Origin of the sequence: Sphingobacterium sp. JB170, from assembly GCF_900163865.1 — a bacterium.
GTDB lineage: Bacteria > Bacteroidota > Bacteroidia > Sphingobacteriales > Sphingobacteriaceae > Sphingobacterium.
On record NZ_FUKU01000061.1, the window covers coordinates 74753 to 87566 of the forward strand.

General features: G+C 41.9%; 10 protein-coding genes. 6 read left to right on the forward strand and 4 right to left on the reverse strand.

Annotated elements, in window-relative coordinates; translation table 11 throughout:
• Positions 1-5: 5 nt before the first annotated feature.
• A complete protein-coding gene (locus tag FM107_RS16605) occupies positions 6-245 on the forward strand; it encodes a hypothetical protein (RefSeq protein WP_086949615.1) in 240 nt (79 codons plus the stop codon).
• Positions 246-432: 187 nt separating this feature from the next.
• Here the strand turns inward: FM107_RS16605 and FM107_RS20060 are convergent, their stop codons facing one another.
• Complete coding sequence (locus tag FM107_RS20060; RefSeq protein ID WP_256959596.1) at positions 433-561, reverse strand: hypothetical protein; 129 nt, start codon at positions 559-561, stop codon at positions 433-435.
• A 196-nt stretch (positions 562-757) separates the two neighbouring features.
• Between FM107_RS20060 and FM107_RS16610 the strand changes: the two genes are divergently transcribed.
• The 3 genes from FM107_RS16610 (at position 758) to FM107_RS16625 (ending at position 2914) form a co-directional block, all read left to right on the forward strand.
• Positions 758-1180, forward strand: coding sequence for a hypothetical protein (locus FM107_RS16610; protein WP_143559520.1), 423 nt, complete (start codon positions 758-760; stop codon positions 1178-1180).
• 268 nt (positions 1181-1448) lie between these two features.
• The gene (locus FM107_RS16620) at positions 1449-1880 is read left to right on the forward strand and encodes a hypothetical protein (RefSeq protein WP_086949618.1); all 432 of its coding nucleotides are present in this window, start codon (positions 1449-1451) and stop codon (positions 1878-1880) included.
• 182 nt (positions 1881-2062) lie between these two features.
• Positions 2063-2914, forward strand: a complete 852-nt coding sequence (locus tag FM107_RS16625; RefSeq protein ID WP_086949619.1) for a hypothetical protein — start codon at positions 2063-2065, stop codon at positions 2912-2914.
• Positions 2915-3288: 374 nt separating this feature from the next.
• On the opposite strand, the gene FM107_RS16630 is transcribed toward FM107_RS16625, so the two are convergent.
• The 3 genes from FM107_RS16630 to FM107_RS16640 form a co-directional block, all read right to left on the reverse strand.
• Entirely contained in the window at positions 3289-3621 is a 333-nt protein-coding gene (locus FM107_RS16630) for a hypothetical protein (protein ID WP_086949620.1), read from the reverse strand.
• 387 nt (positions 3622-4008) lie between these two features.
• Positions 4009-6204 (reverse strand): S9 family peptidase, encoded by a 2196-nt coding sequence (locus tag FM107_RS16635; RefSeq protein WP_256959597.1) that lies wholly within the window; start codon positions 6202-6204, stop codon positions 4009-4011.
• Positions 6170-7561 carry an aminopeptidase P family protein gene (locus tag FM107_RS16640; RefSeq protein WP_086949621.1) on the reverse strand — a complete coding sequence of 464 codons (1392 nt, stop codon included), beginning with the start codon at positions 7559-7561 and terminating at the stop codon, positions 6170-6172. Before FM107_RS16640 ends, FM107_RS16635 begins: the two co-directional genes overlap by 35 nt.
• A 302-nt stretch (positions 7562-7863) precedes the next feature.
• Between FM107_RS16640 and dnaE the strand changes: the two genes are divergently transcribed.
• Positions 7864-12288 (forward strand): DNA polymerase III subunit alpha, encoded by a 4425-nt coding sequence (gene dnaE, locus FM107_RS16645; protein WP_086949622.1) that lies wholly within the window; start codon positions 7864-7866, stop codon positions 12286-12288.
• Positions 12289-12392: 104 nt separating this feature from the next.
• Positions 12393-12710, forward strand: coding sequence for a thioredoxin (trxA, locus tag FM107_RS16650; protein ID WP_086949623.1), 318 nt, complete (start codon positions 12393-12395; stop codon positions 12708-12710).
• The last annotated feature ends 104 nt before the right edge of the window (positions 12711-12814 follow it).

Here is a 12814-nt window from a genome sequence, read left to right on the forward strand (position 1 = left end):
GAAAAATGGATATTACACATCTCAGTCGAGAAAAATTGGAATACGTGATCGGTGTGGTAGATTCGGAATACGCATTCTATTTTAGCACACAAGAAGCCGATAGAGATAGTCTACGCGATTATTTCTTTCATAACACCCATGATGGTGGTGAACGATTTAGTTTGGATCAACACGCCTATGAGCAGCTCCCGCTTCGCATACGGACACGGGTTCAAGATTTAATTTTTAAAGTAGAATCTCGTTAACTTGTAAACGCCCTTATCTTATTATGGTGTTCACCAATTTTGGAAAAGTAGATATGTGGTTCGAATTACAGGCGAGTCGGGGCAAGCACAATTGGACGGATAGTGCTATCGCGTCATTAATAACGTTCTTGCCTCCGTCCTAAACTAAAGCGTGTACAGATACCTAGAAGTCAATTTATAAGCTTATTTATTTTATTGTTTTAAAGCTATCGGTCGTCGGGAGCTCCCACACGGTTTGGCCTTGTTGATGCGATACCGCTCGAGATCCGCGCTGGGTAGCGGCGGCAAACGGGTTGCCACAGGTTGCGGCTGACATAGCATATCGATACCTTCGGGAATACCAATGATGGATCGATAGGTCACCGTGATTAATTTTTATAGCTATACGTTAACAGTGCTGTTGCTTTTTAAGTAGTCAATCACTGTTCGTCCAGCGGATTCATAAAGAATTTTCGTTCGTAGCAAAGCACAGCAGCCGTTCCACTGTTTTGAAAACTGCGGAACCCTATGACGTGAAAAATCAATTTGGATTCGAGTTTGGTACCGAGAAAAATGTCAATTTCCTCAAGAATAGTCATTCATTAATCAGCAATCGACCATTTTATTTTTCACTTGCATTACCGGAAGGAAATTACCGAGTAACAATTGGGTATATAAGGTTATCTGATCGTGCGTATATCAGTACGGTACGTTCAGAATCAAGGGGTTTGCATTTGGAACAGATAAATGTTGAAAAGAACTCGTTTGTAGAGAAAAAGTTTATTGTACATACAAAGGACGCATTGATTCGTAAAGGAGAGTATGTCCGCCTGAAAAAACCTCGCGAACTCAAAAAATTAGATTGGGACAATAAACTTACGTTGGAATTTCAACATACCAGCCATATAGCCTATATACGGGTAGAGTCGGTGAGTGGTATACCGACGATTTTTTAGCGGGTAACTCAACAGTCGTTAATCAAGAGTACGAACCATGGGCATCTAGAGGACAAATGATTCCCCGTTTTTTTGATGATCAAGTTGCTATCGCCAATCACGCCGAATCCGGTTTGGCATTGAGTCCCTTTATATCGTCGAGACGACTCGTTAAAATTTTGACAATGGCTAAACCAGGGGATTATCTGTTCATTGAGTTTGGACATAATGACCAAAAGGAAAAGGGCCCCCAAGCAGGCCCATATAATGGATATACGAAGCGATCCCGGTGATCGTGACATCCACGGCTAGGCGTTCGTTCGATGCCCACGGACGGTTGCGATATACGCGCGATGATTACCCAAAGGCGGCGCGCGAAGTGGGCGAAGAACTGCAGATACCGATTATAGACTTAAATAAGATGACTCGTACATTTTACGTAACATTAGGTGTGAAGGGTTCTAAACGGGCGTTTGTTCACTATGCTACAAATACCTTTGCGGATCAGCCGGAAGCATTGCACGAAAATACCCACTTCAATACCTATGGTGCACATCAAATCGCTAAGATGGTGTTGCAAGGCATTCAGGATAATAGACTTCCGATAGGCGAACATATTGTTGATTTTAAGCGTTATGATCCTTCACAGCCGGATAGAGTAGACCAGTGGGAATGGCCGAGGAGCATCAAAAATAGTGACATTAAACCGGATGGAAATTAAATTTTGAGCGTACTTGTGGGTGTCACTATATGATGGAAAGTGTGATATAATGCATATATGTTTGCACACATTGACCCTAATCAATGGTGTTATTTAGCACCCCATGTAGCGAAGTTGCAAGACAATTCTTCAAATTATAGCCTGAAAATTATATATTTACATACAAAAAATTTGAAATTATTATGAAAAGACCAAATTATGGCTTCCTAATATTAATAGGTTGTTTATTTTTCTGTATAAATGCGCATTCACAAATTCTTAGAAAGCTCGGTAAAAAATTGGAACAAAAGGCAGAGAAAGTTATTGACAAGAGTATCGAGGGAGTTATTCCCGAGAACGAAAACCCTACAAATCCCTCTGCCGGAGGCGAAAAATCCAGTAATAATTCACGTCAAACGGGACCTTTTAAGAACATTCCGTTATTAAAGAATGATTTTGTGCGCGGCAGTGAAATGATATTTTTTGATGATTTTACAGCGGACACACCCGGTAAGATGGCTACAAAATGGACAAGCAATGGGACGGGCGCGGTACAAACCGTTGAAGGATTTGACGGGAAATGGTTAAAGTTGTACGATGCGAATACCTATAAGATTAAACCGCTTGTCCGTATTCCAGAGAATTTTACGATTGAGTTTGATCTTTTAACCTTGTCTTCGACCGAAAATAAATTTGAGGTAGATTTTGGATTTGATTACCAACGAGGGGTTGGTAGCCATTATTATCTAGCCTACCAAAACCCAGTAAATGTGGAAGCGTCGTATCAATTTAACCGCTTCAGCTTCACCAGTAAGGAGGTTTCTCCGAACAAAAAGAGCGAAATTGAAGCTAATATGTCCTATTTCGTGAACGACGTTATGAAAGTGAAGTTGAAGATTGAAGGTGATCGAATGAGCGCATACATTAACGAATTTAAAGTGTTAGATACCGAGATGATTGATTCAATGACCAAGAAATACTTTTATTTAGCGGTCAACAATGACAAGAATGAATCCGAAATCTATATCAGTAACGTTCGGATCAACAAAATTTAAAAGTAGTATGCGTAGGGGAATTTAGATATTAGGCGTTCTCGCTTGATGTATATGTTGAAAACAACAAAAAAAATCCTGAGGCGGGGAGCTTCAGGATTTTACCAAACCAATTATTAACCTAAATTATGAAATTATACTACTAAAACGGAATAATATTGATGGTAGTATAATGCAATGCGTTTGTTAACTTTTTTTAACATTTCTCTTGCGGTAACTAAAATAGAGAAGCCCAAAACGTAATTTTTTTGGGCTTCCTTAGGATTAATCGTAATACCCCATACATTTAGCATGCAGCTTACAACAACCACTTTGTTATAAAATAACGAATGACTCGCTTTTTTGTTTTACCTTTTTAGTAAATAATAAAGCAGCGGTCAAATCGTCCAATCATCGTCTGTATCTGCTGAATCGGATATTTGTCGAATAATTTCTGAGGCTTCACTATCGGCAGAGATGCCGTATCCATTGACAAAAACGCCTTTTGAGCCGTCGTTCTTATTATGCATGGCGTACAAAATTGCCTCATCTTCGACATTATTCATCGGGGCAAACCGGTAGGTTCGGTCAATCACAAGGTTTTTTAGGCTAACTTTCTCGCCTCCGGTTATATAGGAATCTTGTACTTCCAGCAAGTTGTAATCCATTGTGTAGCCGCGCTCTCTTAAAATATTAAGTACTTCGCTTAATGTCTTCTCAGTATGAATCATAGTTGGAATCTTAATTAAACGTGTTGATTTACGATTAAAGATAACGAATATTAATAATATTTAGCGGATTTAGAAGGGATATAGGTACAAAAAAAGGTTTTCAAACGGGGAGAATGAAAACCTTTAGCTAACCAATTATAAACCTAAATTATGATGAAACAAAGATAGTGTATTTTGTACACTATTCAAAATGTTTTTTCGCATTTTCAACATATTTTAAATATTATTTTTTGGCCCTCTATTCTGAAGAGGATAACCTAACATACCTCTTAGCTTTCCGCGGGAATATTTGTGATTCCACTGTTATGATTTGTTTGTATTACTTGCAACAAAAAATGCATTCTGACTGTATCATTCAGGATGCATTTTAGATTTTACATGTATATTTTATTTTCCTCCTGGCGGGCAGTTTTCTTTTAGAAAGCGTGTATAGGTTGTCGCTAAATGAGCGGAAGTACCCTTACCTTCGTTGATAGCATGGCTTCGGTTAGGGTAGGACATCATTTGGAAAGGAATATTATTCTCAATCAGCGCATTGATATAAACTTCTGCATTTTGATAATGCACATTATCATCTCCCGTACCGTGAATCAAAAGTAAGTTTCCTTTCACATTTTGTGCATATTTAAGGGCTGATCCTTCGATAAAATCGGCTTTATTCTCTTGAGGCAGTCCCATGTAGCGTTCTTGATAGATGTTGTCGTATAGAAGCTGATTGGTGACAGGCGCCACAGCGATTCCGGTTTGGTATATATCTGGATATTGTCCGAGTAAATTAAGGGTAGAGGCGCCTCCTCCAGACCAGCCCCATACGGCCACTCTACTGGTGTCGACGAAGCCGAATTTGAATACTTCTATGGCACCCATCGCCTGATCGCGAATATTTAATCGTCCAATTTTTCGGTAGATGGATTTGCGCCACGCGGCGCCCTTGGGTGCCGGTGTGCCTCGATTTTCAAGAGAGACGTAAATGTATCCATCGGCGGCCATGTCCCCATTGTAAAGCCTGTTTTTACCGATGCCATAGCTATCGGTAACCGTCTGGGAAGCGGGTTCGCCATAAACATAGAATACGATCGGGTATTTTTTATTCGCATCGAAATTAGTCGGTTTGACCATCCATCCGTCGAGTGTCACGCTGTCTGCTGTAGTTACTTGAAAAAATTCTACTTTCGACTCGTCAGCCTTTGCGTGAATTTCTCGACTGGCAGCCTGTAGCTGTTTGTGCTGAGGCAGTGCTATCACTGCCCCTCCTAAATAGCGCTCGGTATTGCTCGAGGTAAAAAGAGCGAGGTTCCCGTTGGGCGATATCGTGTAACTATTGCTGCCTGAATATTCTTGCGGTGTCACGCGTTTTGCCTTTCCACCGTTCATATTCACGCTATATAGATATTTCTGCGTGGCATTCTGCGGAGAAGCAGTGAAATATATTGTACGGTGGTTCGGGTCGATTCTCTCGATATTAATTACATCAAAATCGTCTTGAGTGATTCGCTGTTCCTTGCCACTAAGATCAATGGCATAAATCTGTCTCCATCCACTTTTTTCAGAGACCCAAAGGAATTTCGTGTTTTGGTCGATCCAGTCCCATCCGCTTGGGTCATTATTATTCCAACGTGATTTGATATCGATCCAGGTATCGCTGGATTCCTGGTGTATTACTTTTGACTCACCAGTAGCCGTGTTGCTTAGAATTATTTCGCTGTGGTTTTGCTTGCGGTTTAGCTTTTGAAGAATGATTGCCGAGGAGTTGTTTAACCACTCCATACGCGGAATATAGATTTGGTTTTCCTCGCCTTGAACGATTATTTTAGTCTCGTTTTTTGTTGTGATATCTGCAATCCACACGCTTACGCCCGAAGGAGCCATGCCTACTTTAGGGTATTCTACAGGTATCGTGAAAGAATACAGGCTATCGGTGTTGTTAATCATCAGGAAATTTCGTGTATCATGTGCATCTAATTTCCAATAAGCAATTTTCTTACTATCGGGAGACCAGCGAAAGCCGTCTTGCGTTCCAAACTCTTCCTCATATACCCAGTCGAAGGTACCGTTGATAATACCTTTACCACCATCTTTTGTGATCTGGTTGGTGGTATGGTCCGCTAAGTATTCAACGTAGATATTGTGCTTAAAGACATAAGCAACCCGCATCCCATCAGGAGCGAATTTAGCAAACATTAAATTCGACTGCGGATGTTGCGCACCAAGTTGGTGTAATTTTTTGGTTTTGCGGTTGAATATCCAATAGTCGCCCCGTGTGTGCTCGCGCCATACCCGCTTTGTATTGGTGAACAGTAAGAGTTGATCACCTTGGGGCGAAACCTGGAAGCTTTGCACGTCTAAAGGTTGTGTTGCACCCGTGGGTATAAGCTCTTGTTGGGTTAAAAAAACGGAACTTTTAGTTGGATCGAGTAGGTTCACGATCTTTACTCCCTGCTCAGAAAACGAATAATATCCGTTTCCGTCCGGCGTCCACTGTATTTGCCCCTGCACGCGTTGCATGCTGAACGCAAGCAGGGTGCAGGTAATGAATAGGATTGCTTTGTTAAGCATTATGCGATCTATAGTTTTCAATTTCATCTACTGTTTTAATTAGTTCTGGACCTAACAAACGATATCCGTCTTGGGTGATCAAGAAATCATCTTCTATACGGATTCCGCCAAAATCCCGGTATTGGGCTAGTTTATTGTAGTTTATGAATTCAGAAAGCTTATTTTCTGACTGCCACTGGTCAATTAATGTCGGGATAAAATAAATTCCGGGCTCCACGGTCACGACGAATCCGCTTTCCAACGTTCGACCTAACCGCAATGATTTTAATCCAAAGGTATGCGTATCCTTTGGTTCTCCCGGTGTGTATCCGACATACTGCTCGCCCAGGTCCTCCATATCATGTACATCCAATCCCATCAAATGACCTAGCCCACACTGGAAAAAAAGGCTATGTGCGTTCTGCGCTACGGCCTTGTCTGGGTCGCCTTTCATAATCCCAAGTGATACGAGCCCCTTCACTAGCCGCTGGCAAGCCAAAAGGTGGACTTCTTTATATTTTATCCCCGGTTTAAGTGCGTCTCTAGCCGCTGATAACGCATCGAGGACAATATTGTATATTTCTTTTTGTTTACTGCTAAACCGTTTGCCTACCGGGATCGTTCTCGTTAAATCCGCGGCATAGCCCATCTGAGTTTCTACTCCCGAATCATTAAGCAACATATCGCCATTTTCAATAGTATTCAATTGATGGGAGTTATGCAATATTTCCCCGTGTTTGGTTACAATTGGCGGGTAAGCCAGTCTACAATTGTGGTTCGCAGCAAAACATGCTATTTCACTCGCTATATTTCCTTCCTTAATCCCTGCTCTGGTAAGCCGCATGGCTAATAAATGCATTTCGGTGGAAACGCGAACAGCCTCCTCAATTTGCTGTACTTCTTGATCTTCTTTAATCGCCCTTAAGGCAACGACCGCTTTTATGAACGTCGGGGACGCTTGTAATTGCTTCACCGGCTGACCTAGTAAGTCGCTTAGCAAAAGTTTATTGGCAGATTGATAGGGCGGTAGAAAATGGACTTTTCGTCCCTTATTTTTTGCGTTATTTAAATATTGACCTAGCTGCGAATAGGGAAGGGTATGGCTCACCCCAGATTTTTGACTTTTTGATTTTAAAGTCTCTAATTTACCCGTCCATACGATTTCGTCTAGCGTGGCCTCATCGCCAAAGACGATCGTCTTTTGTTCATCTAGATCAATAATCGCTGCGATGGCAGGTTGACTAATGCCGAAGAAATATAAAAACGTGCTATCTTGACGAAATGGATAGGCATTATGTTCAAAGTTAATGGGGTTCTCGATGTTACCTAAAAAAAGGAAAATCCCCTCGCTATTAGAATTTGCCAATTTGTCTCTTCGCCGCTGGTAGGTCTCCGTTGAAAACATAGATTTGTGTTTTTATTTATGCTGCTGTATTGCAATGTAAATATGGGAATTTGATCTGGAAAAAAACGATCTTATATTGTCAAAATCTTAGCAAAAATTGCTTTAACGGAGTGTACTCCTATGCTGCGAAGGCTAAAATTATCACTATTATATCCGTATACAAAAAATACAAAATAGAAATAAACGTTACCAGCTAGCGCTCATTGGGATAGCGATATGTAATTGTTTTTACCTATAAGGAGGTATCCAAGGCCTGTATATTTTTTGTAGATTTGTCTTAGAAGAAAGGGACAGAAACTAGTATGTATTTAATATTCGATACGGAAACCACGGGGTTACCGAAGCGCTGGGACGCACCAATTACGGATACCGAAAATTGGCCGCGTTGTATTCAGATTGCTTGGCAGTTACACGATGAGATGGGACGCCTAATTGAACATCAAGATTTTTTGATACAGCCCGACGGTTTTAATATCCCATACGATTCGGAACAGATTCACGGTATTTCCACCGCGCTCGCGGAACGTGATGGTGTGCCGCTTCAAGGTGTGTTGGAATTATTCAATCAAGCGCTTAGTAAAGCTAAATTTGTAGTCGGCCAAAATATCGGGTTTGATATCAACATTATGGGTAGTGAGTTATACCGTTATGGTGTTGAATCACCCATGGCAAATATGCCGGTTTTAGACACCTGTACGGAAGTTACTGCAAATCTGTTGCAACTTCCAGGGGGGCGTGGGGGACGATTTAAGCTGCCTAACCTTACAGAATTGCATAGCTACCTGTTTGGTGTGCCGTTTTCCGAGGCTCATAACGCGACGGCTGATGTGGAGGCTACCACGCGCTGTTTCTTTGAACTTGTACGCCGGGAGGTTTTCACCACAGCGGAGCTACAGGTAGACCAAGGGTACTTTGTGAATTTTGTTGAGCAAAATCCGACAACAATTGATTCCGTAGGCTTAAAGCATATTAATTTAAAAGCTGCCTCGCAGGAAATTCTCAAAGAGATCGAGGTAGAGACGCCTGTTGTGAAGATTGATGATGCTTTGAAAGAAGCGCTAAAGGCAGCTGAATTTGCGCATTTACACAACCACTCGCAATTTTCCGTACTGCAATCAACAATTGCAATCGGTGCACTAGTGGAGGCTGCCGCAAAAGCCGAAATGCCCGCTGTAGCGTTGACCGATCACGGAAACATGATGGGGGCTTTTCATTTTGTAAGCAAAGCGCTTGGTTATAATAAAGAAATTGAAGCAAAAAATGAACAGGCGATCCAAAATGGCGAGGAGCCTACAGGTAAAATAATAAAACCGATTGTAGGTTGTGAGTTTTTCGTATGCGAGGATCATAATGATAAAAAACGTAAGGATAACGGCTATCAAGTCGTTTTCTTAGCAAAAAATAAAGCCGGATACCACAATCTGGCCAAAATGGCCTCGATAGCCTACACTGAAGGGTTCTATTATGTCCCAAGGATCGATAAATCGGTGATCGAGCAGTATAAGGGCGATCTCATCGTACTCTCGGGGAATCTCTATGGAGAGGTGCCTAGCAAAGTACTAAACATAGGGGAGTCGCAAGCGGAGGAAGCTTTACTTTGGTGGAAAGAGCAGTTTTCGGATGACTTTTACATTGAACTAATGCGTCATGGGCAGGAAGATGAGGATCGGGTCAATCAAACATTAATCGAGCTAGCAGATCGTCATCAGGTTGCACTCATCGCAACCAACAACACCTACTATTTGAAAAAGGAGGATGCTCATGCTCATGATATCTTATTGTGTGTGAAAGATGGCGAAAAACTTTCCACGCCAAAAGGCCGCGGTAGAGGGTTCCGGTTTGGATTGCCAAATCAAGATTACTATTTTAAATCCTCAGATCAAATGAAGGAAGTCTTTTCAGATACTCCTTCTGCGGTTATCAATATTCAGTCGCTCCTGGATAAGATTGAAATATATTCTCTCAACCGCGACGTGTTGCTTCCTAAATTTGATATTCCCGAAATATTTCAGTTTGCAGAGGACGATGTAGATGGAGGCAAACGCGGTGAAAATGCATTCCTCCGCCACCTGGCGTACGAGGGGGCTGCACAGCGCTACCCCGAGATTGACGAAGTGATAACCGAACGGCTGGATTTCGAATTAGCCACGATTGAAAAAACTGGATATCCGGGCTATTTCTTAATTGTACATGACTTTATAGCAGCAGCGCGCAACATGGGCGTCTCCGTCGGCCCTGGGCGTGGATCAGCCGCAGGGTCTGCCGTCGCCTATTGTTTGGGAATTACGAATCTAGACCCCATACAATATGATTTGCTATTTGAACGTTTCCTAAATCCTGACCGTGTATCGATGCCCGATATTGACATCGACTTTGATGATGAAGGGCGCGGACGGGTCATGCAGTACGTAATCAATAAATACGGTGCCTCACAGGTTGCGCAAATCATTACTTACGGTACGATGGCTGCTAAGTCATCAATCAAAGATACCGCACGCGTATTAGACTTGTCCCTGCAGGATGCCAACGAAATTGCGAAGCTAATTCCAAACCTCAAATTAGCCAAGATATTTTCGTTAGACGAAAAAGCACTCAAGGAAACTCTGCGCTCTGAAGAACTCGAGGCTGTTAATCGTTTAAAATCACTTGCCGAGGGCGCTGGACTGGAAGCCGAGACAATCAAGCAGGCAAGGGTCCTTGAAGGGTCGATGCGTAACACTGGGATCCACGCTTGTGGCGTCATCATCACGCCTGATGATATCACAAAATTTGTTCCCGTATCCCTAGCCAAAGACTCCGATTTATTCGTTACGCAATTTGACAACTCGGTGGTAGAAAGCGCGGGCCTGCTCAAGATGGACTTCTTGGGGCTCAAAACATTAACATTAATAAAAGATACCGTAAGCAATGTTAAGCTACGTCATGGTATCGAGCTTAACCCCGATAAATTTCCGATCGATGACCTGCTGACATATGAACTCTTCCAGCGCGGTGAGACAGTAGGTGTCTTTCAATACGAATCGCCCGGGATGCAAAAGTACATGAAGGAGTTGAAACCGACCGTTTTTGCGGATTTAATTGCCATGAACGCGTTATATCGGCCCGGTCCGATGGAGTATATTCCCTTGTTTATTAAGCGTAAACACGGTATAGAAGAGATTAAATATGATTTAGAAGCCTGCGAAGAATACCTACAGGAAACATATGGTATTACCGTATACCAAGAACAAGTAATGCTTCTATCGCAGAAGCTAGCAGGTTTTTCAAAGGGTGATGCCGATGTTTTGCGTAAGGCGATGGGTAAAAAGCAAAAGGCGGTCCTCGATAAAATGAAGCCGAAATTCGTTGAACAGGCAGCAAACAATGGTCATAATCCAAAAGTACTGGAAAAAATATGGATTGACTGGGAGGCTTTTGCGTCGTATGCATTCAATAAATCCCACTCGACCTGCTACGCTTGGGTTGCCTATCAAACGGCCTATTTAAAAGCACACTACCCTGCAGAGTACATGGCCGCAGTATTGTCCAACAACATGAACGATATAAAACAAGTGACATTTTTTATGGAAGAGTGTAAGCGCATGGGCTTACGTGTCTTAACTCCCGACGTTAATGAGTCGCATTATAAGTTTACTGTGAACGATCAGGGAGCGATTCGGTTTGGTATGGGCGCAGTGAAAGGGGTGGGCGCTGGTGCGGTGGATACGATCGTACAAACACGGATGAAAGATGGGCGCTACAAGTCTGTTTTTGACTTGGCTAAACGTATCGATTTACGGGCAGCAAATAAAAAAGCATTTGAAAGTCTTGCATACGCCGGAGGCCTTGATAGCTTTATCGACACCCACCGGGCGCAGTATTTTTACTCGGATGGGGATAACAGCACTGGCTTAGAAAAGGCAATTAAATATGGGAATAGGTTTAAAGAAAATGAAAACTCGGCGCAAGGAAGTCTTTTTGGTGGTTCAGCTGCAACGGAATTACCCGAGCCCATCTTCGCGCCATGTCCACAATGGGGCTTAATCGAGAAATTAAAATATGAACGGGATGTGATTGGAATTTACCTTACCAGTCATCCATTGGACAACTATAAATTTGAAATAAAACATTTTTGCCAAAATCGCGTACGCGATTTGCAACTAATAAACAAGGCTAAGGCCAGCGAAGTTGAAGACGAGGTTTTACTAGATTTCAACAGAATAAAAAACAAGGAAGTGGTGATTGGTGGCGTGATCGCGCTGGCAAATCACCGAATTTCTAAGAACGGTAAACCTTTTGGATCCTTTGTAATAGAGGATTATGGAGATTCTTATGAAGTAATGGTTTTTGGAGAAGACTACGTGAAATTTAAGGGATACTTACAAGAAGGGTTCTTCGTGCAAATAAGAGGACTCGTCCAAGAACGTTTTAAACAGGTTGGTAACTGGGGCTTCGAGCTCAAGAATATCCAACTGCTTTCGGAGTTGCGCGATAAGATGGCTAAAAGCTTTACCATTCAGATGCCACTGCATCGGCTTGATACGGAGTTAATCCAGACAGTACAAAGTTTGATTCAAGAGGCTAAGGTTGAAGGGGCGGAATCGAATTGCCAGTTGAAATTTAAAATTCTTGATATGCAAGATGAACTCGCTATTGAAATGCCGGCCAAATCGCTGCGCATAAATTTAACGAACGAATTTCTCGATGGTATTGAAAACCTTGAAGGGCTCAAATATAGATTAAATTGATAAGCAATAGAATTTTATGAACGCCCGATGACGAATATAACTTGTTAAATTTTTATCTTTGTATAGTAGAGATAGAATATTCAAAAAATTAAAACGAAAATACTATGGCATTAGAAATTACAGATAGCAATTTTGACGAATTGGTGCTAAAATCAGATAAACCTGTTTTGCTCGATTTTTGGGCTGAATGGTGTGGTCCATGTCGTCTAGTGGGACCACTAGTAGACGAAATCGCCTCCGAATACGAAGGTAAAGCGGTAGTCGGAAAAGTAAATGTGGATAATAATCCAGATATTTCCGTCAAATATGGCATCCGAAATATCCCAGCGTTATTATACTTCAAAAATGGTGAAATCGTTGATAAGAATATTGGCGCAGCGCCTAAATCTGTTCTTAAAGAAAAATTAGATAAACAAATTTAATTTAATAAAAGACTTATATCAGCCGGTCCTTTCGCGAGAGACCGGCTTTTTTTGGTGTGCCCAGCATGGGCAATAACTCTAGGGTGTAAGTCCCGAACACGCCT

Coding starts and splice junctions, on each gene's coding strand:
- FM107_RS16605 (WP_086949615.1), top strand. CDS start 6: ATGGATATTACACATCTCAGTCGAGAAAAATTGGAATACGTGATCGGT.
- FM107_RS20060 (WP_256959596.1), bottom strand. CDS start 561: ATGTCAGCCGCAACCTGTGGCAACCCGTTTGCCGCCGCTACCCAGCGC.
- FM107_RS16625 (WP_086949619.1), top strand. CDS start 2,063: ATGAAAAGACCAAATTATGGCTTCCTAATATTAATAGGTTGTTTATTT.
- FM107_RS16630 (WP_086949620.1), bottom strand. CDS start 3,621: ATGATTCATACTGAGAAGACATTAAGCGAAGTACTTAATATTTTAAGA.
- FM107_RS16635 (WP_256959597.1), bottom strand. CDS start 6,204: ATGAAATTGAAAACTATAGATCGCATAATGCTTAACAAAGCAATCCTA.
- FM107_RS16640 (WP_086949621.1), bottom strand. CDS start 7,561: ATGTTTTCAACGGAGACCTACCAGCGGCGAAGAGACAAATTGGCAAAT.
- dnaE (WP_086949622.1), top strand. CDS start 7,864: ATGTATTTAATATTCGATACGGAAACCACGGGGTTACCGAAGCGCTGG.
- trxA (WP_086949623.1), top strand. CDS start 12,393: ATGGCATTAGAAATTACAGATAGCAATTTTGACGAATTGGTGCTAAAA.